This window comes from Opitutaceae bacterium TAV5 (genome assembly GCA_000242935.3).
In the GTDB taxonomy this organism is placed as follows: Bacteria; Verrucomicrobiota; Verrucomicrobiia; order Opitutales; family Opitutaceae; genus Geminisphaera.
On sequence record CP007053.1, the window covers coordinates 982,719 to 1,005,677 of the forward strand.

13 protein-coding genes are annotated in these 22,959 nt (G+C 56.6%); 6 read left to right on the forward strand and 7 right to left on the reverse strand.

The window, feature by feature from the left end; all coding sequences use genetic code 11:
- Window positions 1–59 precede the first annotated feature (59 nt).
- Entirely contained in the window at window positions 60–1,130 is a 1,071-nt protein-coding gene (locus OPIT5_04810) for a LacI family transcriptional regulator (protein ID AHF89655.1), read from the reverse strand.
- A gap of 122 nt (window positions 1,131–1,252) precedes the next feature.
- On the opposite strand from OPIT5_04810, the gene OPIT5_04815 reads away from it, so the two are divergent.
- The gene (locus tag OPIT5_04815) at window positions 1,253–2,800 is read left to right on the forward strand and encodes an adenylosuccinate synthase (GenBank protein AHF89656.1); all 1,548 of its coding nucleotides are present in this window, start codon (window positions 1,253–1,255) and stop codon (window positions 2,798–2,800) included.
- A 214-nt stretch (window positions 2,801–3,014) separates the two neighbouring features.
- Here OPIT5_04815 and OPIT5_04820 read toward each other — a convergent pair whose 3' ends face one another.
- Window positions 3,015–3,212: a hypothetical protein gene (locus OPIT5_04820; protein ID AHF89657.1), complete on the reverse strand. Its 198-nt coding sequence runs from the start codon at window positions 3,210–3,212 to the stop codon at window positions 3,015–3,017.
- A 119-nt stretch (window positions 3,213–3,331) separates the two neighbouring features.
- On the opposite strand from OPIT5_04820, the gene OPIT5_04825 reads away from it, so the two are divergent.
- Window positions 3,332–5,071 (forward strand): urea amidolyase, encoded by a 1,740-nt coding sequence (locus OPIT5_04825; GenBank protein AHF89658.1) that lies wholly within the window; start codon window positions 3,332–3,334, stop codon window positions 5,069–5,071.
- An 8-nt stretch (window positions 5,072–5,079) separates the two neighbouring features.
- The gene (locus tag OPIT5_04830) at window positions 5,080–5,853 is read left to right on the forward strand and encodes a LamB/YcsF family protein (protein ID AHF89659.1); all 774 of its coding nucleotides are present in this window, start codon (window positions 5,080–5,082) and stop codon (window positions 5,851–5,853) included.
- 1,949 nt (window positions 5,854–7,802) lie between these two features.
- Here the strand turns inward: OPIT5_04830 and OPIT5_04835 are convergent.
- The gene (locus OPIT5_04835) at window positions 7,803–8,054 is read right to left on the reverse strand and encodes a hypothetical protein (GenBank protein ID AHF94084.1); all 252 of its coding nucleotides are present in this window, start codon (window positions 8,052–8,054) and stop codon (window positions 7,803–7,805) included.
- A 420-nt stretch (window positions 8,055–8,474) separates the two neighbouring features.
- On the opposite strand from OPIT5_04835, the gene OPIT5_04840 reads away from it, so the two are divergent.
- Together OPIT5_04840 and OPIT5_04845 are read left to right on the forward strand one after the other, a co-directional pair.
- Entirely contained in the window at window positions 8,475–8,873 is a 399-nt protein-coding gene (locus OPIT5_04840) for a hypothetical protein (GenBank protein AHF94085.1), read from the forward strand.
- Between the two features lie 626 nt (window positions 8,874–9,499).
- Window positions 9,500–9,622, forward strand: a complete 123-nt coding sequence (locus tag OPIT5_04845; GenBank protein ID AHF94086.1) for a hypothetical protein — start codon at window positions 9,500–9,502, stop codon at window positions 9,620–9,622.
- Window positions 9,623–10,549: 927 nt separating this feature from the next.
- Here the strand turns inward: OPIT5_04845 and OPIT5_04850 are convergent.
- Window positions 10,550–10,654: a hypothetical protein gene (locus tag OPIT5_04850; protein AHF94087.1), complete on the reverse strand. Its 105-nt coding sequence runs from the start codon at window positions 10,652–10,654 to the stop codon at window positions 10,550–10,552.
- 1,509 nt (window positions 10,655–12,163) lie between these two features.
- On the opposite strand from OPIT5_04850, the gene OPIT5_04855 reads away from it, so the two are divergent.
- Complete coding sequence (locus OPIT5_04855; GenBank protein AHF94088.1) at window positions 12,164–12,436, forward strand: hypothetical protein; 273 nt, start codon at window positions 12,164–12,166, stop codon at window positions 12,434–12,436.
- 147 nt (window positions 12,437–12,583) lie between these two features.
- On the opposite strand, the gene OPIT5_04860 is transcribed toward OPIT5_04855, so the two are convergent.
- The 3 genes from OPIT5_04860 to OPIT5_04870 form a co-directional block, all read right to left on the reverse strand.
- Window positions 12,584–13,564 (reverse strand): hypothetical protein, encoded by a 981-nt coding sequence (locus OPIT5_04860; GenBank protein AHF89660.1) that lies wholly within the window; start codon window positions 13,562–13,564, stop codon window positions 12,584–12,586.
- Window positions 13,565–14,843: 1,279 nt separating this feature from the next.
- Window positions 14,844–22,028: a hypothetical protein gene (locus tag OPIT5_04865; GenBank protein AHF94089.1), complete on the reverse strand. Its 7,185-nt coding sequence runs from the start codon at window positions 22,026–22,028 to the stop codon at window positions 14,844–14,846.
- A gap of 32 nt (window positions 22,029–22,060) precedes the next feature.
- Window positions 22,061–22,957 (reverse strand): hypothetical protein, encoded by an 897-nt coding sequence (locus OPIT5_04870; protein ID AHF94090.1) that lies wholly within the window; start codon window positions 22,955–22,957, stop codon window positions 22,061–22,063.
- Window positions 22,958–22,959: the final 2 nt, after the last annotated feature.

Genomic DNA, 22,959 nt, shown 5'->3' on the forward strand with positions numbered 1-22,959 from the left:
CTGACGCGCGTCCGGCGGCGGGGACGCCGCCGCTCCGGCAAGCCGAATTCTCCCGTGCTTCAGCTCCCGGCGGACTCCGGAAAGGATGCTCCGGGCGCCCACCGGCCCTTGACGGAGATGACGCGGGGAAACTCCGGCAGGCCGCGCTGGTTGGCCTGGAGCATGGAAACGAGCAATTCGACGGCGGCGCGTCCCACCTCTTCGGTATGCGGATTGATGCCGGCGAGATCCTTTTCCCCGCGTTGCGCCAGATTGATCAGCCTGACGTGCCGGGGCGCGTGGATGCCGGCCGCCGCCAGATGGTCGCGAACGCCGCTGCCGGAAATGAGGATCACTTCCGGGCGATGCCGGCGAACCCAGTCGACCAGCAACGCAGGCGGAAGCGTCGTGCTGCCGGGCGGGGAAAACAGCGGCACACGGTCGCGGCGCGAAATGCCGTTCTGGTAAAGGAGGAAGCGCGAGGCCCACACGTGGTTGGTGGCCCGGTCCTGCGCTTCCGGCACGGCCATGCCGATCCGGCGCGCGCCGCCGGTACGGGCGTGCTCGAGCGCGAGATCGATATTCCAGGTATGGTCCGCCACGACCTGATGAAACTCGCGGCGGCAGGTGCGGGAACCGATAAGCACGGTCGTGAAGCCCGGCCAGTCGAGGTCGGGATATTCGAGTCCGGGATCGCCGGGGCTGGAGCCGGGGAAAAGGACGACTCCGTGAATCTCGCGCGCGAGAAGCACCTGGCTGAGACGGGCATCGGGCATGCGGCCGCGTTCGTGATGAAACTCGTCCACATCGAGCCCGCGCGCGGCGGCCTCGCGCAGGAGCGCCTTCCGGAGCACGTAGTAGTAATTGGACGGACTGGCGCGCCTCGCCCCGGCCGGATGGCGGTGGACGACCGCGATCGTCTCGCGGCGGGAGGCCGTCTGCCGGCGGCGGTCGCGAAGCTGGGCCATGAGGGCGGCGACGAGCGGATTGGGGCGGTAGCCGATGGCGGCTGCTGCCTTGCAGATGGCGTCGCGCGTGGCCGCCGGCAGGCTCGGGTGCCCGCGCAACGCCAGCGACACGGCCGACCGGCTGAAGCCGGTGCGATCGGCGATATCTTGCAGCGTGGGAGATCTGTGCGTCGAACCGGACATCGGATGGCGGAGGAAATGCCGGAAGCGCGGCGGCGCGGAAAGCCGAAAGGCTCCGGGCCGCCCCCCCCCATTCCGCTATTGCCGCTCCGCCGCCGGACCGTTTGTTTAGGCCGTTTGCCATCATGTCTCTCTCTCCTTTCTCCAGTCAGCTCATTGCGGATGTCGGCATTTCCCTCGGTGACGAGGGCAAGGGCCGCCTGATTCCCGAAGTTGTCCACGAGCTGCGCGAGACGCCCCGCCCCGTCAGTGTCGTCCTCAAGGTCAACGGCGGCGCCAATTCCGGCCACACCGCCGCGGGCATCAAGCTCAACCTCCTGCCCGCCGGCGTCGTCGAAGGCTGCATCCGCCACCTTGCCATCGGCAGCGGCGTCGTCGCCGATCCGCGCAAGGCCTGGTGGGAAGCGCAGCCTCTCGAACGCAAGGGTTACAAGGTCCTCTCCCGCCTCCTCATCGACGAGCGCGCCATGGTCTCCGACCTCACCCACCGCCTGCTCGACCTCGCGTGGGAAGACTACCGCACCGGCGTCATCCACGAAGAACCGCGCGGCTCCACCGGCCGCGGCATCACGCCCGCCTACCTCGACGAGGCCGGACAGTGGCAGATCACGTACGCCGACTTCCTCGGCCCCCGCGAGGATTTTGCCCGCAAGCTCGCGCAGCGCGCCGACCGCGCCCTGCGCATCATCGAACATGTCTGCCGGACGAGCGCCGTCACCTTTGCCGGGTTTTTCGACAAACTCTCCGCCGCCGAACTGCGCGCCAATGCCGAAGCCATCGAGCTCGGCGTGTTCGAAAAGGCCGAGTTCGATTTCACCGTTTTCCGGGGAGCCGCCCCCTTCACGCTCGACCTCGAAAAACTCACCGAAACGTACTGGCTCGCCGGCCGCCGCCTCGCGCAGAACATCGGCGAAGTCCGCGAACTCATCCTCGGCGAAGTCCGCGCCGGGCGCACCGTCATCGGCGAGTTCGGTCAAGCCTACTGGCTCGACAAGCGCCACGGTTTTTCGCCCAACGTCACCGCCTCGCACACCTTCACGCCGGAGTTTTTCCAGAGCGCCGGCATCCCGGTGCAGCCCATCCACACCTTCGGCGTCGCCAAGGCGTACGACACCAAGGTCGGCACCCACACCTTCATCACGCAGATGGACGACGCGCACCCGCTCGCCGTCATCCTGAAAAAACTCGAATTCGGCACCTCCACCGGCCGCCAGCGCATGGTCGGCTGGTACGACGCCGTGGAAAAGGGCGACGCCCTCCGCTACGGCGGTTTCCAGGACGTGATGATCAACAAGCTCGACGCCCTCACCCACCAGGGCGACTGGTCCGGCGACCTCCTCATCGCCACCGCCTACGAGGATGCCGCCGGCAAACGTTACCACCACGTGCCGCGCAACGATGCCGTGCGCAAGACGCTGCGCCCCGTGTACTCGCAACACCCCGGCTGGAGCGAGGACGTTTCGAGGATCCGCCACTTTGCCGACCTGCCGAAAAACGCGCAGCGCTACGTCGCCGCGATGATGCGCACGCTGCTCGAAGTCGCGTATCACGGCGAGACGCTCCCGGACGACCCGGCAAAACTCCCCAACCTGCGCTACCTCGGCGTCGGACCGGAGCCGTCGCAGATCATCAAGGACGTGCCGCCCACCGCCGAACTGATCCGCCTCGGGTAATGCGGACTCGCTGCGTCCGCTGCCGCCCGCCGCGTCCGGACCGGATTCATTTGACCACGGATTACACGGATAAAACCGGATAAAGGCAGGGAGTTTATTGCCGGTCCCGGAAAGGCAACTTGCCCTCCGTGTAATCTCCGGAAATCCGTAAAGCTATCCTGAGAAATCGTGCGTGGAAGCGCATGATTTCCCTCGGTGTCGATGCGTTCCGGATTCAAACCGGGATGGCCACAAAAAACACAAAATTTCCTTCTGTCCGGCGAGAATCTCCCGCGCGCTTATAAGCGCGATGGAGGATTTCATGCGCGGCGTGTTTTTTCGTGTTTTTCGTGGCCATTCTTCTCCCTTCGGTTGCGGCACAGCCGCCCCAGGCCATCCGTGGTCGAACCGAAAGCAGGGCAGCTTGCCGCATTACCCAGGAGACCGTCCGCGAAAAACTCGATCCCTCAGCACGGCAACGCGGGCGCCGGGGGGGGGGCCGGTTGTCATCCTTCATTGTGCCGGCACCCGGAAACCGTTTTGCTCGCCGGCATGTCGATCGAGCCTCTGGGAGATTCCGCCTTGCTGGTCATGCCGGGAGACCGTGCCGACGAGCCGACGCTGGCCAAGGTGCTGGCGCTGGCCAAGGCCTTGCGGGCCAACCTGCTCCCGGGCGTTCACGATATCGTGACCGCCGTCACGTCGGTCGCAGTCCTGTTCCGGCCGGACCGGATTGCGATCACGGGCAACCTCACGCCGATGGAGGTCGTCCGGGCCTGGGTAACGCCTCTCGCGAAAAAAGCGGCCTCGGCCAAATCCCTGCCGGCGGGACGCGAAGTGCTCGTGCCGGTCTGCTACGGCGACGACGCAGGACCGGATCTCGGCGCCGTGGCGCGGCATGCCGGGCTGTCCCCCGACGAAGTGGTGGCGCTTCACACCGAAGCCCGCTACCGGGTGGCGGCGGTGGGTTTTGCACCGGGGTTTCCCTACCTGCTCGGTCTGCCCGCGAAGCTGCATGTGCCGCGCCGGTCCAGTCCGCGGGCGCGCGTGCCCGCCGGCAGCGTGGGCATCGGCGGCGGGCAGACGGGCATCTATCCGGCCGCCACTCCGGGCGGCTGGCAGATTATCGGGAAAACGCCGCTCACCCTGTTCGATCCGGCCGCCGACCGGCCCACCCTGCTCGAACCGGGGGACCGGGTGCGGTTTGCGGCGATTCCGGAAAGCGAGGCCCTGGCCATGGCCACCCCGCCACCGGAAACACGCGCCGGCGGCGGGCGCGCGTCGGGGCGGTCCCGTTCGTCAGGCAGCGAACAGGAGGCGCCGGCCGGCGTGATCGAGGTGCTGCGGCCCGGCTCGCTGACGTCGGTGCAGGACCCGGGCCGGCCGGGTTATTCGTCGATCGGCGTGACGCCCGGCGGGGCGATGGATGCGATCTCGGCGCGCATTGCCAACATCCTCGCGGGAAATCCGGAGGACGCTCCGGTGCTGGAGCTGGGTATGTCCGGCCCGCGCCTGCATTTTTCGCAAGAGGCCGTGGTCGCCCTGGCCGGAGCCCGGATTGCCGGCGTGGCCACAGCGCGGCCATGGCGGGTTCAGGCCGGCGAAGTGCTGGAGCTGGGGCGTTTCACGGCGGGCAATTTCGCGTATCTGGCCGTGGCGGGCGGTCTCCAGGTGCCGGTGATTCTGGGCGGCGCGGGCACCCATCTCGGCGCCGGTTTCGGAGGCTGGCAGGGCCGCACGCTGCGAACCGGCGACGAGATCCCCTGGTGCGCTCCGCCCGGCGGTCTCCCTGCCCACGGCACATGGAGCACCGCCGAGCAGGTGCCGGTGACGAAGGCGGCGGACGCCACGCGGGACAGCCCGGTCGTGATCCGCTGCGTGCGCGGAGTCCAGGCCGACTGGTTCGACGAGCGCGCGCGGCGGGCCTTTGTGACCGGGACGTTCGCGATCACCCGCAAGACCGACCGGATGGGCATGCGCCTCGACGGGCCGACGCTGACCCTGCGCGAGCCGCGCGAGATGATTTCGCAACCGGTCGTCACCGGCTCCGTGCAGGTGCCGCCCAACGGGAAGCCGATCGTGCTGCTGGCCGACCGGCAGACGATCGGCGGGTATCCGCAAATCGCCCACGTGATTTCGGCGGATCTGCCCCGGCTGGTGCAGACGAGGCCGGGCGGCGCGGTGCAGTTTGTCGAGGTTTCCGTCACCGAGGCGCAGCGCGCCTGGCTGGACCAGACCGGCCGGCTGACGCGCCTGCGGATGGCTGTATCCTGGAAACGGGGGGGACGATGAGCCTGAACCTGCGCGTGGACCTGAACGCCGACCTCGGCGAAGGCAGCCCGGCGGACGAGGCGCTGCTGGAACGGGTGACCTCGGCCAGCATCGCCTGCGGCGGCCACGCCGGCGATGCCGCCACGATGCTGCGGACGGTGCGCGCCGCCAAAGCCCGCGGGGTACGTGTCGGCGCCCATCCCGGCTACGAAGACCGCGAACATTTCGGCCGGCGGGCGCTGCACCTGCCCCCGGGCGAGGTGCGCGCTCTCGTGGCACGCCAAGTCGGCGCGCTGGCGACGATCTGCGATTCCGAGGGGGTACCGCTGGCACACGTGAAACCCCACGGCGCGCTCTACAACCAGGCGGCGGCGGATGCCGGCATCGCCGCGGAAATCATCGCCAGCGTCATGGATTCTCCGCTACCCGGCGATGGACGGGAGCCGGTGGCCCGGAAACACCCCGTCCTGATCTTCGCGCCGCCGTCGAGCGCCCTTGCCCGGCTGGCCGAAGAGCACGGCCTGCCGGTCTGCGCGGAGGTGTTTGCGGACCGCCGTTACCGGGCGGATGGCTCCCTTGCGACGCGCGATCAACCGGGTGCGTTGATCGAATCGCCTGAAGACATGTGCGCGCAGGTCCTCGGCATCCTGCGCGAGCGGCGTGTGCGCACGCTGGAGGGGAGCTGGCTCGCCCTGCACGGCGACACCGTCTGCCTGCACGGCGACGGACCGCACGCGCTGGCGTTCGCACGCACGCTGCGAAGGGCGCTGCAAAAGGAAGGCGTGACTATCGCCGCACCGTGATCATCGAAGGAACTTGCGGTTATCAGGGAGGCGTTTCACGTGAATGACGTTCATTTCCATAACTTTTGCAGTCGCATCTCTACCGGAGTTATATCGGAGGCATTTCGGATGAAAGAGGCCGAAGGTCTTTCGAGTGGTTAACAGGAACAAGCGCCACGTGGCAGGCAAGGCGTTGGGATGTTCAGTTTGATGTAGGCGAGATTTGATCCGAAACATATGGAAGGTTCGTAGCCGAGAAGCTGAAAAAAGTGTCTCTTCATCCCTTTTGGCATGCCGGTCTTCGCCATGCTATGGTTGGCTTGCAGGTTCATCTCACTGGATTTCAACGGAGAGATGCCCTAACTTAGCGCCATTCGGGTCAGGCCGAAGAATGTTAATTTTCCTTTGTTTGCTTCCGATCTGAAATATTGGTAGTAAATCCTCTTCATTGTGTTAGGCAATATTGAGCGCGCCCTTCAAAATTTCTACGTCATTTCATTATCAAAGACTCATCTAATTCTAGGTTCCTTGATCCAGAAGGATTGTAGACAACTGTAACCGATCCCCTACCCTCACCATTGCGGCCGACCAGAAAATTTATGCCCATACGTGCATATTTACCACTTGGTGTTTTGACAAAAAACATAATCCCTGTAGAGAAGCCATAGGCATCTCTCATTGGAATGGTATGTACATACTCCGATTGATATTCTGCTTCAGGTGCCAGCGTTCCAATTACATAATCCGTCTTGGTTTCAATCAGGCCTGTACCATCATCCACTCTGATTATAAAACTATAGGCAGCCTGCTTCTCGTCAGATGACAGTTTTCTTTCCATGGAAATCACTATTGGCAATGGCTCTACCTTTCCTCGCATGGCATCCATTGCAATAGATTGGTTTGGTTTAATCTTGAATTCGCTTATCCTTCGATACAATGGTTCTTGATTTACAAGTTTTTGTAGTCGGAAAATATATGGATTATTCTTATCTGGCACATGAAAGTGCGATTGAGAAAAATCGGCATATTCGAAACTACCTCCGCTCTCGCCAGTACGCCGAATATTGTAACCTTTCTTATGAATTTATATACTAATCCCCTTCCCTTGTGCACCTTCTAGGCTAAATAAACCATCATTATCGGTATAGACTGTTCGTTCTGGAACCTGTCCGTAAGAAGACCATTGAAGCTTTACTTTTGCGCCACTCACAGGATCATTGAATTGATCAAGCACTCTGCCATAAAATGATATTGGCATTTTCCATTGAAATCCTCTATCCTGCTTCATCATGCGACGCCACCATTCCCATTGGGCTTTGCCCTGTTCTGTCGCTGGGGGATAGTCTTTTATTCTCACCAACGGGGGATTGGGTGGCATCCCTGTAACTACATATTCAGTCTTTTGCGGTGCTCCTGTCGCCAATCCGTTAGTTGCAATCTTCTCCGGGAAGAGGACGAAAGCCGATATGGTCAGAATAATCAGTAAAATCATCAAAAGACTGAGTGGGCGTACAGACATTTAATTATTAAACTTCCACATCATTCCATTATCAAAGACTCATCTGATTCCAGGTTTCTTGATCCAGAAGGATTGTAGACAACTGTAACGGATCCCCTGCCCTCTCCATCGCGGCCGACCAGAAAACTTATGCCCATACGGGCATATTTACCGCTTGGTGTTTTGACAAAAAACATAACTCCTGTAGAGAAGCCATACGCATTTCTCATTGGAATACTATATACATACTCCGATTGATATTGCGCTTCAGGTGCCAACGTTCCGATCACATAATCCATTTTGGTTTCGATCAGTCCTGCGCCATCATCCAGTCTGATTGTAAATGTATAGGACGCCTGCTTTTCATCAGATGACAGGTTTCTTTCCATGTTAATCACCATTGGCAGTGGCTCCACCTTTCCCCGCATGGCATCCATTGTAACAGATTGGCTTGGCTTGATTTTGAATTCGCTTATCCTTCGATACAATGGCTCCGGATCCACAAGTTTCTGCAGTCGAAAAATATATGGTTTATTTTTATCCGGCACATGAAAAACGGTGTTAGAAAAATCGGCATACTCGAAGCTTCCTGCACTTTCTCCATTACGCCGAATATTGTAACCTTTCTTATGAATTGATACGGTAAGCCTTTTCCCATGTGCTCCCTCAAGACGGAATAATCCGTTGGCATCTGTGTAAACAGTGCGTTTGGGGACATATCCATCGGAAGTCCATTCAAGATCAATTTTAGCACCACTTACAGGATTATCGAATTGATCAAGTACCTTACCATAAAAAGCCATGGGCATCTTCCATTGAAAGCCTATATCTTTCTTCATCATTTGACTCCACCATTTCCATTGAGCTTTGGCCTGCTCTGTCGTCGGAAAACCTTCTATTTTTACCAAGGGAGGATCCGGAGGCATTCCCCTAACAACATATACAGTTTTCTGTGGCGACTCTATTGTTGCTACAGGTGTTTCTTCAGCATCTCTCCCTCCAACAAGGAAATATACAGCAAAAAAACCAACCAATATAACAACCATTCCCAATATAAATAACTTCTTCATGGTGCTGACGTTATGCCAGATGAAACATTCAGGTGCTCCATCAAAGACTTATAAAGTGATTTTGGCCTACTTTGATGATCAGTCCAAGATTTCCCCGCTCCATCTTCATACATATATTGAATATCCCGTTGGAATTGTCCACTATGATCAATCCGAGAGCGTTCAAATCCGAAGCCCGCGGAGCCATTCATATTTACCCCGATCATGTCGTTTGGCAGCATGGAATCACTTTCAAGTGCACCCAGAGCCCGAGTGCGAAGACGAGATACGAAGGCCATGATTTCATGCGGATCGCGGACGGGACGCTCATGTTCAGTGAGTCCCTCGTATTCAAACCATGGCCCTCCTTCTTCTTTCATGCTGTACTCGCCCGGACCGACTCGGTCTCCCGGTTTACCTGTCACTTCGTTTGTCAACCAATCAACCGAAGCTTCACATGTTACTTTTACAAGTGGCAGATTTGTGGAATCTGACCGAGCTTCGCCTCGTCACGTCCCCGTTCGGTGACGCAACCTGTTTTCCGGTTATCTGGCTTCTGTTCATCTTGTCCCGGTTGTCTCCCCAACCGGCAGGGTCCAAAAAATATCAATTATTCAGATTTGATTCCCTCGCATTGGTCCGGGTTCTTTATAAACAATGCTTCGTCGATTTCCAAGTTGCGCGAACCAGAGGGATTATAATAATATAAAATCTCACTCCGTGGTTGCCATTTTACATTATGCTTAATCTTAACTTGTGCCCATGCATAACGCCCCATATTGGTTTTGATATATAAATAGACAGAGGGATCTTTGCGAAAATTAGCATCAGACAAATTCTGTTTGAATTGTAGCGATGGGGAGTATCCGTGATCAGGGGCCATGGCGGGATTATCATTAGATACTCGAATTAATCCACCTCCATTGGTCATGGCAATCGTAAGCACTTGATCTGGGCCCCAAGGCTCTCGTGACGGGCCCTGTTTAACGGAGATAGACAATTCTTCGCTCTCATCAAAGTTTCCGTTTGCCAACTTAAAATAGATTTCATTCCCATCTCCCGTCAATTTTCTCATTTTCCAGTATTTGTATAGTGGCTCGGGTGATATTAGTTTCTGAAGATGGAAGACATATGGATTGCGCTTGTCAGGAACATGGAAATGGGACTGGGAAAAATCTGCATACTCAAAACTACCACTGCTCCCACCATCGCGACGAATATTGTAACCCTTCTTATAGATTGATATACTAATGCCTTTGCCATATGCGCCCTCTAGACTAAATAATCCATTAGCGTCAGTAGAGATCGTCCGCTCCCCGGAACCTGCCCATATGAAAACCACTGAAGTTTAACTTTGGCATCACTCACAGGATCATCAAATTGATCAAGCACCTTGCCATAAAAAGAAATCGGCATTCTCCATTGAAAGCCTCTATCCTGTTTCATCATACGACGCCACCATTCCCATTGGGCTTTAGCCTGCTCGGTAGTAGGAGGGTAGTCCTGTGCCTTTACCAAAGGGGGATTTGGGGGCATCCCCGTGATGGTATACTTCTGATGTGTCGTTGTTAATTGTTCGTTAATCGAGAAGTTGATTCTCCAGAAGAGGAGTGTCAGTAGGATAAATACAACCAATGAAAGCAGTAAAAAGTTAGATGTTCGTAGATTCATTAAGTCATAGCTGCCAAATAAATTTCATATTAACGACTCTCGATTAAGAGGGAATCATCGACCTCCAGATTTCGAGAGCCCGATGGATTATAGTAATGCAATATTTCGCACGATGGCTGCCATCTTACATTGTGTCGCATCCTGATTTTAACCCATGCATAGCGTCCAAGTTTAGTTTTAATATATAAATAAACAGAGGGATCCTTCCGAAAAACGGGATCCGATAAATTTTGCTTAAATTGCAAGGAGGTAGAATATCCCTGCTCCGGGGCCATGACGGGATTTTCGTTGGGAACCTGAATTAATCCTCCTCCGTTAGTCATTGTGACTGTGAGCACTTGGTTGGGCGCACGATCTCCTTGTATCGGATCTTGCTTAATAGCGATTGATAACGCTTCTGTTTCCTCAAACTTACCATTGGCTAGCTTGATATGAACCTCATTTCCATCTCCAGTTGTTCTCTTCCTTGTCCAGTGTTTATATAATGGCTCAGGTGATATTAGTTTTTGAAGATAAAGAATATAAGGATTTTCTTTGTCTGGAACATGAAAAATAGATTGAGAAAAATCGGCATATTCAAAGCTACCTCCACTTGATCCATCATTTGGCTTCCTGTACCCCTTTTTGAAAACTGTTGCAGTAAGTCTTTTTCCGTTCGCCTGTTCTAAACTAAATAATCCATCCGAATCGGTATATAGAGTGCGCTTCGACTCATACCCATCGGAAGTCCATCCAAGATCGACCTTCGCTTCACTCACGGGATCACCAAATTGATCAATTACCTTTCCATAGAAAGAAATAGGCATTCTCCATTGAAAACCCCTGTCTTGTTTCATCATGCTATGCCACCACTCCCATTGCGCCTTAGCTTGTTCTGTTATCGGTTGACCGTGTATTTTTACCAGCGGGGGATTGGGAGGCATTCCCCTGACAATGTATTCGGTCTTTTGCTGCGGTTCTACCACTGCTGGTGTCTTATCTGTCGAATGATTTCTATTAAAAAAAATATATACAATACTCCCAAAAACCAGTATCAGTGCTATTGATGCTGTTAGTTTTTTTTTCATGGTGTCGGTGTTAGGCTGGAAGAAACATTTAAATCACTCATTAAAATTTCATAAAATGGGGTATTCCATTTGTTTCCCTCTCCATCTTCATACATATATTGGATATCTCGCTGGAATTGACCACTGTGATCTATACGTGATGTAGCAAATCCGAACCCACTTGGTCCATTCATATTGACTCCGTCTACACCCGGTGGCAGCATGGAGTCATTTTCAAGAGATCCCAAAGCGCGAGTACGAGGGCGAGATACGAATGCCATGATCTCATGAGGGTCACGGACAGGACGTTGATGCTCAACTATTCCTTCATATTCAAACCATGGTCCTATAATTGGCTGCACGCTGTATTCACCGGGTCCAATGCGGTCACTAGGCTTCGCCGTTTCCTCATTTGTCAGCCAGTCAACCGATTTTTCAAGTGTTACCTTAATAGGAGGTTCATGAGGGTTTGGATTTTCAACATATGTCACCAATTGGGCCGTTTTCCCTGTCATCAGCCAGAAATCATCCTTATTATAATAGCATGCAAAGTTATTATTGATATTAACCCGTATGGAAGCAAGATAACCATGATAACCACCTTGTGACTCATATTCTGGAGTCGCCGGGTTCGTTTGCTGATGCTTAAGTTCTGCTCTTACAAGAGACTCTTCTGCTGGAACAGACTGTGTTTCCTGGAAATAGGAGCTAAGCGGGACTGCTGCTTCCATGGAGACAAAATTATCCACCTGCATGCCCTGTCGCAATGCTTCCGCAGCGCAGGCATTGCCAAGGCTGTGGGCAACCAAACTTACAGTGGAATTGGCGGGCAATTCACTTTTTAGCCGGACCATATACTTCTTTAGGGCGGTTCCGGCTTTCCATGACCTGTATTCACCAGCGTTGAATATTTGCATATTGGTGCCTGTTGGCGAAAACATGGCTATTGAAGATAATACGGTTGGCCAACGGAATGTGACGAAACGACCTTGGTAACCTTCCCACCAAAGGCGCTTGAAAAAGCTCTGCGCATAGCCTTGTTGAGCATCTATTGTCATGTCAATCCCATGCACAAAGACTACACACTCAGGTTTCTCATCCGGAGTTGGCATAAACGGATTCTGACTCATATCCTCCAATGTGCTGTCTCCAAGAGCATAACCAAGATTATGTTCGGGAAGCTGCAAAGCCCCCTGCTCGTCATAGATATAGGGAGATGGAGGAGTGGCCTGTGCCGACACATCGAAGGGACCCCGAAGAGGGACCCCGAAGGAGGGACCCCGAAGGGGTCAAACCTGAATGGCGCTAAGTTAGGCCACCTCTCCGTTGAAAACCAGTGACTTCCAGTCGCATGAGAAACGTGGGGATTATCCGGCCTTTTGGGAGGAGGAACTCCTCTGGAACCCAAGCCATAATCGAGTCAATTCATGTATTGGAAATTACCTATCAGGTAGACGGAAAAACGCCCTAACTTAGCGCCATTCGGGTCAAACCTTTACTTTTGATATTTTTGACCACTCCTTTCCGCATTCCCGATAATTCGTTCGACGGGATTCGGCGACATAACGGGACACTCCTGCCGGGGCTCCCATATGCAGCGCTTCCGCCAACCAGGGATTGCTCGCCGAGGTATGAGCCTTCATATAGGCGGCCACCGCAACCTTCCAAGGCGCTGCCTTCCTTCCCGCCCGGATGTCGGCCGTGGTTTTGCCCAATTCCCGCAGGCACCTTTCCAGTGCCATGCTCCATTTCAGCTCACGCAATTCCGCCACGTCCGCTTCCCCCAAGGCCCTCTCTCCGAGCGCATCCGCCTGATCCTTGATCACATCCTTTCTGAAGGCATCACTTCCCAGCGCCCATCCGCTGCACATCCGCTCAAACGCCTGCTTCTTTTGCTCCGCCTCGTCCTCCGACAGCCATTTCAGGTACGCCGCATAACTCGCCCACCCTTCCCGGTCGTCTCGCAGTCCTCCCGCCAGCGACAGCACCATTTCAAAGGTCAATGCCACCGGCCTCTTCTCCGGATGCTCCAGCCTTGCATAACTCCCGTGCCTGTATCCGGCCAGCTCTTCCACTTCACAGATTCCCGCCCTCACCGGATTCAGATGGATGTAGTTGCACAGGTTCCCCATATGCGTCCCGTCCTCCACCACCAGCGCCTTGTACCTCCCCTGGAACACGTGGCCCTGCTCCTTGCGAAACCGGTTGAACCGGTTCGCATACGTCGCCTGCAGCCACCTCATCCCCTCCACCAGGTTCCCTCCCGGCGTCTCCACCGCAAGGTGGTAGTGATTTCTCATCACCACATACGCATGCACCCTCCATCCCGTCTTTCCGCACGCCTCCCACAGGCACTCCTCAAAGGCATCCTTCGCCCCCTCGCTCCCGAATATGTCCGCACGGTAGTTCCCCCGGTTGATCACGTGGTACATCGCCCCCTCGTACTCGATCCTCAACTTCCTCGACATTACCGTATCTCCCCCTTTCCCGAGCATCCTGCAGGAACCAAATGCCCTTCACCCCCACAGCTTCGCCCCGTCACGTCCCCGGCCGGTATTAAAATCATGCCCCTTACCCAGCCGGAGCCGTTCTCTCTTGTCCAGCAAAAATGTCAAAAATTAAGGTTTGACCCCCTCGGATTGTCCCCCTCGGATTGTCCCCCTCGGATTGTCCCTCCCTCGGATTGTCGCCTCGGATTGTCGTTAATGATTGGCCGGTTGAGTTAATTGATGATCAAAGATTCATCGGATTCTAAGTTTCTTGATCCAGATGGGTTGTATACAACTGTGACTGACACATTGCTTTCATCTCGGCCCACCATAAAGCTCGTACCCATGCGGGCATATTTGCCGCTCGGGGTTTTGATGAAAAACATGATTTTTACGGAAAAACCATGTAAGTCTCTCATTAATGTTTCATGTACATACTCTATTTGATAGCCACTTTCGGGTGCTAGTGTTCCAACAACATAATCCAACTTAGTTTCAATCAGGCCTGCTCCCTCATTCATGCTGATTATAAATTTATAATCAGCTTTTTTTTCATCGGAAGATGAAATTTTTCTATCTATGATCAATGTTACAGGCAGCTTTTCTACCTTTCCTCGCATGGCATCTATTGTCATGACTTGATTTGGCTTCATTTTGAATTTGGTTGTCCGCCGATACTGTGGTTCAGGCGACACAACCTTCTGCAAACGAAAAACATATGGTTCATTTTTATTTGGAACATGGAAATGGGACTGCGAAAAATCAGCATATTCGAAACTGCTGCGGCTTTCCCCATCACGTAATTGATTGTAACCTTTTTTGAAAACGGATATGCTGATTCCCTTCCCGTGTATTCCCTCAATACTGAATAATCCATTGGAGTCAGTGTAAAGGGTACGTTTGGGCACGGATCCATCAGAAGACCACTCAAGGTCGACCTCAGCACCGTTCACGGGGTTATCAAATTGATCAAGCACCTTGCCATAAAAGGAAATCGGCATTCTCCATTGAAAGCCTCTATCCTGCTTCATCATACGACGCCACCATTCCCATTGGGCTTTGGCCTGCTCGGTAGTAGGAGGGTAGCCCTGTGCCTTTACCAAAGGGGGATTTGGGGGCATCCCCGTGACAACATATTTAGTCTTTTGCGGAGACTCCATCACTGCTGGTAATTTTTCGGTCGAATTCTTCCTGTTAAAAAAGAAGCATGCGACAATAACAAAGACCGATATCAGAGCTATTGATGCTATTCGTTTTTTCATGGTGTCGGCACTAGGCTGGATGATACATCCAAGTGTTCCATTAATGTTTGGTAGAAAGATTTTTCTCTATTTTCCCTATCTAGCCAAGAATTTCCCTTCCCATCTTCATACATATATTGAATATTTCGCTGGAATTGCCCACTATGATCTATACGGGAGCGTTCAAATCCGAACTGACTATTCATATTAACGCCCTCCACCCCTGGGGGAAGCATGGAATCATTTTCAACTGCCCCCAATGCGCGAGTACGTGGGCGAGATACGAAGGCCATGATTTCGTGAGGATCACGAACGGGACGTTCATGTTCAGTGAGTCCTTCGTATTCAAACCATGGCCCTCCTTCTTCTTTCACGCTGTACTCACTCGGACCGACTCGATCTCCCGGTTTACCTGTCACTTCGTTTGTCAACCAATCTACAGAGCTTTGGAAGGCCCAAGCAGAAGTTTTACCTGTCATCAGCCAAAAATCATCCTTGTTGTAGTAGCACACAAAATTGTCGGATACGTTGTTTTTTATAGATGCAAGATAACCATGATAACCACCTTGTGACGCATACTCCGGAGTCGCGGGGTTCGCTTTCTGATATTCAAGTTCCGCTGTTACAAGACGTTCTTCGGCAGGGGCGAATTGAGATTCGGAAAAGTAACAACTCAGGGGAACTGCAGCTTCCATAGCGACAAAATTATCCACCTGCATTCCTTGGCGCAAGGCCTCTGCCGCACAGGCGTTACCCAGACTATGGGCGACCAGGCTTACTGTGCTGTTTGTCGGCAACTCTCCCTTTAGATGTGTCATGTATTTACATAACGAGGCCCCCCCTTTCCATGATCTGTATTCACCTCCATTGAATATCTGGAAATTGGCACCTGTTTCGAGCGAGAAGAACTTGAACATATCATCGTCTTGCAGAGTAGTTGCCCAACGAAATGCGACAAAACGACCTTGATAGCCTTCCCACCAAAGTCGCTTCAAGAAACTCTGGGCGTAACCTTGCTGGGCAGGCACTGTCATATCGATTCCGTGTACAAACACTACACATTCCGGTTTTTCATCGGAAGGCGGGGTAAACGGATATCTACTCAAATCATCCGATGTGCTGTCTCCCAGAGCATAACCGAGATAATATTCAGGAACCTGCAACGCCCCATTTTCATCATAAATGAAGGGATACGGAGGGTTACTTGCTTGCGACAAATCAAACGGTAGCGGAAAATTATCCGGGAGAGGCGTACTGTGGGCGCGCATATACATTTTTCTTATGTTTATCAGTTCAATCCAGACACTGTCTCCCTTGGCGACCAGACGCCAGTCTCCATCGGCTGGTTTTTGAACGATAACCGGTGTCAGTTCTGCAATGCCTTCCTCCACTCCTTCAAACAATAGATACAGCCAGGGATTATTCGATTCCAGTTTCTCCAAGTCCCTGCGTTTGAATATGAAATCCGCCGGAGAGGCACCGGCGGGTGTCACGGTATCAACCACACCGGAAGCCGCCACAGCGATATCGGGTGCGGAGATGTCGAGCAGGCAAAAATTGTGGGCAGTAACCGATACGCCCGATGACTGCTCCCGTGCAATGCTTACGCTCTTGATATGCCCCAGGTCGCCCGCCGGATCGGCCGCCCTGAAAAGGCGAAGGGCCGGTTTGGTTCCACTGGTGTTTTTCCATTTGAATCCGAGATAAAGCTCTCCGTCTTCTTTTTTGAGCATGTCGGCCAGCGTCTGAAGGCCGAACCACAACCTCGCAAGGTCTTCACAATCGCGAGGGCTGTTGATGATGCGATCTGCCGAATCCGGCCTGTTTGGTGGATACCGCTCCGGATCAATGTCTGTCCAGAACAGGGATGAATACTGTGTATCCTGATCGTCATTCAGCCAGAAGCGGTAAGGCTTTTCCTGTGTGGCCACCCCGTCGTCCTGATCGTCGATTCTGCCATTACGATTGGCGTCCACCCGTAATGTCATCGGAGCGAGCACGACCTGGACGGTGTCGGGGGCATCGGAAGTAATCGGCGACCCGCCGGCGCGCTGCGCCTCCAGTTTTACCTGCACCCTGGCTGCAGTGTTTTCCTTGCCGTAGAGTTCGAGGAAGCGGACTTCATTTCCTGCAAACACCTTCGGGCTGGCCAGCGCAGGCCCCTGCGGGTTTTCCGGATCGGGGATGATCAGTTTGCTGCTGTCCCATGTCAGCACGAGTTGTTCGGTGCCCAGGGGACCGCGTCCAAGGCGCAGCTTCGATTTCACTTCCGGCACGATGATCACTCCGGGGGCAGTCTTGTCCTCTTTCGCCAGGCTGGCAATGCCGCCGATCTCGTCCTCGTCTTCCTCGGACAGGTAATCGTCGGGTTTGACTGCGTGGCTGACCGACAGGTCCGCACGGTTGATGATGTAGGCGGTCATTCTGGTCGCTGCATAGGTCGGCTTCGGAGGCGGTTCCCATTTGTAAGGCGAGGGCGTGGTCGGGTTTCCCGTGCCGGAGCCGTTGAAGCCGCCGATCAGCACCCCGGCCAGCCATGGTCCCCAACCACCGGGACCGCTTCCCGGTCCACCCCCATAATAGCCACCCTCGTTACCGCCAGGGCCATCCGTACCGGGGTTGGAGGGATTTTCACCGCCGTCACCATCCCCGCCGCCGCCCGGTTTGGGCAGGCGTTTGCTGGGCACGCCCACTTCCGCTACAATCCGGAAGCGGACATAACCGTTCTCGTCCACTGGCAGCTTCTCCACGAACGTCGTGATGTTGTAGCCTGAACGGTAGTTATACGTGGTATCCGCAGGTTCCCCCAGGTGCGCATCCGAACGCACTCCAGCCTTCAGCCCTCCCCCGGTGCCAATCTGCTCGCGCTCCACCTGCCCTGTGGGGTCTTCCACGTAAACGCGGTCCACTGCGGCGATCAGGTTCCCCCGTCCGTCTCCGACTTCTTCATCCACATGTACGGTATCGCCTCTCCAGTAGCGTAATGCTGCTACCGGTCCCTCCCGTCGAATCGGTTCGGGTTCGGGCGCGTCGTGAGCGATCGTCACCTCTTTGGGCCGCGGCGTCACCCGGATCGGCAGCAGGACTACTGCCGACAGGTCTGCCGGGTCGCGCGGCGAGCTGTTGCGACCCGCCTCGTTTCCGTTGCTGGTGCCGTCGCCGTCTGCATCACCGCCTGCACTGCCCGAACCGGAACTCCCCGAGGCGGCTGCGATCATCCTCCCGTCAAGACCGCCAATCGGACTTACTCCTATCGACAGGTCGGTTGTCGAAGCCGGTAGACCCGGTGTTTTCACAACTCCATTCCATCCGACACCGAACCCCGGTTCCATCCCTCCTGAACTGGCCTGGGGAGGTATTGTTTCCGGCCAGTCCCACAGATCATAGGCCGCCCGGTACAGGTCGCCCATGCCGTCGCCATAGGTGTCGGGATTGTTCGGATTGGTTCCGTAAAGACGGGTCTCGTCCCAATCCGGTACCCCGTCTCCATCACTGTCCGTTCCGGCCGGTACTGCGTCCGCATAGTGAGGATATTTCCCCTGAAGGTATTCGTCCACATTGACGATCCCGTCACCATCCGGATCTGCCTGGCCGTCGGCCGCATCCAGCGGATCGAATCCGTAGTACACTTCCCATCCGTCTGGCATGCCGTCGCCATCGCTATCCCGTTTCAACGGGTCGGTGTGATGCACAAAAATCTCGTCGTAATCGTTCAGATAGTCCCCGTCGGTGTCCTGTGAACGGGGGTTGGTCCCGTACACGTGCACCTCGTCGTAGTCGCTCAGGCCGTCGCCGTCCGTATCCACCAGACGCGGGTTGGTGGAGTACTGATTCAACTCCTCGCCATCGGTCAGGCCGTCGCCGTCGGTGTCGGCATTCTGCGGATCGGTGCCGGCGGTGTATTCCTGTTTCTCCGTCGCGCCGTCCTCGTCGCGGTCGCGGTTGGGCTCGAGCGACGGGTCCTCGGGATGCGACAGGGCGTGCAACTCGGCCGACTCCAGCACGCGCGTATAGAGGCGCATGTCGTCCAGCAGACCGTTGGGCGTGCGCGGCCGGGGCAGCGTGCGCTGGCTGCCGATGATCAGCGGCCACTCCGTGGGCTCGAAGGGCGCGGCCAGCGCGGCGTCGTCCAGCACTCCCGCGTCCTCGCCGTCGAGCAGCAGGCGCAACTGCCCCTGCTCGCGATCGAGGATCAGGGCAAGGTGATTCCAGCGGCCGGCGGTGACGACGCCGGTGCCGGCAAAACTCTGCGGCTCGCCGTCCTGCCACCAGGTGAACACGACCCGGGCGGTCTTGCCGCTGACCGCGCCCGAACCGGCTTCGGCCTCCGGCACCAGTTCCAGCGTGTAGCTGCCGCGCTTGTCGAACAGTTGCTGCGTCTGCCGCAGGGAGTTGGCAGCAGGCTTGAACCACAGCGACACGGTGGCGCTGCCGGCCAGCGCCAAGTCCTCGTGATCCTTGATCACCGCGCAGGCGTCTTTCCCGTCCAGTTGGAGGGCGCTCTTCACGCGCCCTCCCGAAGTCACTTTGGCGCCGCCGGTGAGCAACCCGTCGTGCCGGAGGCTGGCCGAATCGTTGAAGGCCCCGTTCGCTTCGCCGGAGTCGAATCGCCACCAGGCGACCAGCCCTTCGCGGAAGCTGAGCGGATCGAAGCCCTGGGCGATTTCCCAGCCATCGCCGAGCCCGTCGCCATCGGTGTCAAAATCGTATGGCAGCAAGCCGCGCTGGTATTCTTCGAGGTTGGTCAGGCCGTCCCTGTCGGTATCCTTGGCCGCATCGGTCGGGTCGCGCGGATCGAGCTTGTTGTGCGCTTCCCAGCCGTCGGTCATGCCGTCGCCGTCGGTATCGGGATTTTGAGGATCGGTGCCCCAGGCCTGCTCCGCCAGATCGGACAGACCGTCGCCATCCGTGTCGGTACCGTCGTCCTGCAACTGCCAGTAATGCGAGAGGCCGGAGCGGAAATGGCTGGGCTGGTGAGAATCGAAAACCCGGGGCACGGTGCCCCAGAGCACTTCCTGCAGATCGGACAGGCCGTCGTCGTCGGTGTCGGCCTTGAGGGGGTTGGCATCGAACTCGTATTCGAGGCGGTTGATCAGGCCGTCGCCATCGGTGTCGAGGTCGGCATCGCGGGGATCGGTCGGGTCGAGGCCGTACTGCAGTTCCCAGCCGTCGGGCATGCCGTCGCCATCGGTATCGATATTGTCGGGACGGTGGCCGCCGGCCCATTCCTGCCAGTTGCTGACGCCGTCGCCATCACCGTCCTTGTCGCCGTCGGCCACGAGCGGGTCCATGATGCCGGGGTAGCGGTCCTCGTAGTCGTCGGGCATCCAGTCGCCGTCGGTGTCCTGCCAGCCGACGCGCAGGCTCGTCTGGAAATCCGTCGAGATGAGTTCCTGGCGGGCGACGAGGGGATCGGTGCCGACGGAGATTTCGTAAACGTCGGGGATGCCGTCGCCATCGGTGTCGGGGTTGTGCGGATCGGTTCCGTAGAGGTTGATTTCATCCTCATCGCTCAGGCCGTCGCGGTCGGAATCGAGGTTGTGCACCAGCATGTCGGTGCCGGCCAGGTATTCCTCGAGGTTGGTCAGGCCATCGCCGTCGATGTCTTCGGAGGCGTCGGCAGCATGGAGAGGATTCAGGTATGAGCGGAGAACTTCGTAGGCATCGGGAAGGCCGTCGCCGTCGGTATCGGCGTGACGGGGATTCGTGTGGTAGACTCCGAGTTCGATGAGGTCCGGGATGCCGTCGCCGTCCTCGTCGCCATCCGCCCAGATGACGGAAGCGTTGTACCAAGCGCCGCTTCCCGTCAAAAGAGTCCACGACGAAGATTGATAGAGATCTCCGGCTGTATATGGCCAGTCATAGCCATGCACGGGAACGGGGCAACTGGCAGTTGTTTGCCCCTGATAGATGGCCAGCCATCCTTCCTGCTCGCCCTGAGGACCCTGGAGAGGGTCTCTTGCATACATCATCATGAGTTCCCTGTTCTCCGTACCCCAGGCAAACCAGTTACCGCTGGTAACATAATACGGTGGGAAATAGATGTCGGAATAAGTCGGCGTGACAGGCAGCCGATTGCCATCTTCATCTCTGGGTTCATCCGGTGGTGCCAGAGGTCTCATGATTATTCCCTGAAATACAGGCCGAGGCGGGACAGGCACATCGATATCCCCGAAACGGATACTTTCCATGCCGGAAGCAGGTCCGTTTTTCGGCATGACCGTTTTGAAGGTCTCCGTCTGGAAAATCACCGGAAGGTCCCGGACAAACAATGTAGCCCGCACGGTGATGTCGCCTGCCGGCAGGAGCTCGATGTAATTTCCCGGGTAGTACACCGGGCTGCTCGTCACGGGTTCCGTCCCGTCGAGCGTGTAGCGAATGACGCCCAGGTGATTTGGGTTTTCGATGGCCACGGCAAGGGACTGAGGCGCGGCCGTCGTCTTCAGGCCGGTGTACGGTTTGATGTAGAGCGGCTCCAGAGTTGTTTTGATGGTCGGGTTATACCCGCGGTTGGCCTCCACGATGTTGGGCAGGTTGTCGCCATCGGGATCGTCCCATGGTCCCTGATCGAGGTTGCCGAAATAATGCAGTTCCCAGGCATCGTCGAGGCCGTCGCCGTCGCTGTCGCCTCCGGCGAAGGCGGAGTTCGGTTCCCAGCCTTCGGAGTCGTGGCTGCCGCGGGGATCGACGCCTCGGGTGAGAATGGTCACCGGAACGGTCATCCCCCGGGTGACCATTTCTTTGTCACTCATAATTGTTGTTCCCGGGCCATGACCGGAGCCGGTGCTCCACATCATGTAAAGCTCGGGCAGGGGAACGTGGACAACGCCGCCATTGGGGCGGATATCGGGAGCGGTGAAGGGAATCCGCAGAACGGCCGTCGTCACAGAAGCATTGTCGTCAAACGATCCGGTTAGTGTTTCGGTATAACTGTAATACGATCCTGTCTGGCAATCATTGTCATACGTCCATGTCACGGAGCCGTCACGGATCGAGCAATCGACAACGATTTCGAGGCTCCCGCCCTCCTCGACCGAATACGGGCTGTTCCGGGGTTTTATGACAGCCCTGGGTGGAGTAAGGCCGGTGATGACGGTCCGGGGACCGACGCAGGGTATCCCGATAGGCGGATTGTTGTTGGTATCACCATACGCACCGGACAGGAGCAGGAAAAACAGGATCGGGAAAAGGCAGCGTTTCATGCGAGGGAATGAGGGAGTGTGGACGGGGAGGATCACCGGCTTCGTTGCGACAGGTAGGCGGAGGCCGCCCGGCGGGCCGGCTCCGGGAGGGTGGAATCGGTCTGCCAGTTCAGGGCGAGGGCAACGAGATCGTCACTGGCCACCTGCATCTGCTGGCAGAGGGCGAGCGCACCGATCCGCGAGTGCAGCCCCATGCTTTTGTCGGTGGCGATGCGGATCGCCTCGGCCGGAAGGTCCAGCCCGGGGAGGCTGACGGTGCGGGTCTCCCGGTTGCTCATATCGTAAAGACCGAGCAGGGCCGTGCCGGCATAGGAGGCTTCCCGCGCTTTCAGGGTATCGCACAGCGTTTCCACGGCGAGTTGCTGTTCGGCTTCCGGGAGCCGCGGAGCCCAGGTGGCGAGGTGCTGCAGCGCGTAGTCGCGGAGCGCGGAATCCTGGGCGGGATCGGCTGCCTGCTCCGCGAGCACGGGAACGAGGGCGAGCGTTTCATCGGTACGGGTGCGCAGCACATTGAGCAGGTCGTTGCGGATGGCGCGTTCCAGCATGGCCGGTTTTTCTTCTGCCGGCACCGGCGAGCGCAGGTAATCGAAACAGGCGGCCAGCAATTCCGGTGTCAGGGCAGCGGTTGCGAGGTCATTGACGGCCCGTTGCCGCTCCGCCCAGGGCCAGTCGGCATCGGTCACGACCAGCAAAACCGGATGCGTGGCCGCAAACTGCCGCCACGGGGCCTGATCTGCGTGGGCAGCGACAACGGCTGTTTGCGCCGTTTCCGGGTCGGCGGGCGCCGCTGAACTGCCAGTTGCCCCGTTGTCCGGCGGCAACGCTCCTCCCTGCCACCACCACAGACCGGCAGCGATGGCCACAGCCAGGACCGTGATGCCGACAATCCATCGACGGCTCCGGGATTTTATCGGGGTCGGGGTGTTCATGG

What these genes read in the sequence shown, in the direction of transcription:
- OPIT5_04810 (AHF89655.1), bottom strand. Translation starts at nt 1,130, where the DNA reads ATGTCCGGTTCGACGCACAGATCTCCCACGCTGCAAGATATCGCCGAT.
- OPIT5_04855 (AHF94088.1), top strand. Translation starts at nt 12,164, where the DNA reads ATGCACAAAGACTACACACTCAGGTTTCTCATCCGGAGTTGGCATAAA.
- OPIT5_04815 (AHF89656.1), top strand. Translation starts at nt 1,253, where the DNA reads ATGTCTCTCTCTCCTTTCTCCAGTCAGCTCATTGCGGATGTCGGCATT.
- OPIT5_04850 (AHF94087.1), bottom strand. Translation starts at nt 10,654, where the DNA reads ATGATGGATCAAGTGGAGGTAGCTTTGAATATGCCGATTTTTCTCAAT.
- OPIT5_04820 (AHF89657.1), bottom strand. Translation starts at nt 3,212, where the DNA reads ATGCGGCAAGCTGCCCTGCTTTCGGTTCGACCACGGATGGCCTGGGGC.
- OPIT5_04870 (AHF94090.1), bottom strand. Translation starts at nt 22,957, where the DNA reads ATGAACACCCCGACCCCGATAAAATCCCGGAGCCGTCGATGGATTGTC.
- OPIT5_04825 (AHF89658.1), top strand. Translation starts at nt 3,332, where the DNA reads ATGTCGATCGAGCCTCTGGGAGATTCCGCCTTGCTGGTCATGCCGGGA.
- OPIT5_04860 (AHF89660.1), bottom strand. Translation starts at nt 13,564, where the DNA reads ATGTCGAGGAAGTTGAGGATCGAGTACGAGGGGGCGATGTACCACGTG.
- OPIT5_04845 (AHF94086.1), top strand. Translation starts at nt 9,500, where the DNA reads ATGGAAGACATATGGATTGCGCTTGTCAGGAACATGGAAATGGGACTG.
- OPIT5_04840 (AHF94085.1), top strand. Translation starts at nt 8,475, where the DNA reads ATGATCAGTCCAAGATTTCCCCGCTCCATCTTCATACATATATTGAAT.
- OPIT5_04835 (AHF94084.1), bottom strand. Translation starts at nt 8,054, where the DNA reads ATGGATATGTCCCCAAACGCACTGTTTACACAGATGCCAACGGATTAT.
- OPIT5_04865 (AHF94089.1), bottom strand. Translation starts at nt 22,028, where the DNA reads ATGAAACGCTGCCTTTTCCCGATCCTGTTTTTCCTGCTCCTGTCCGGT.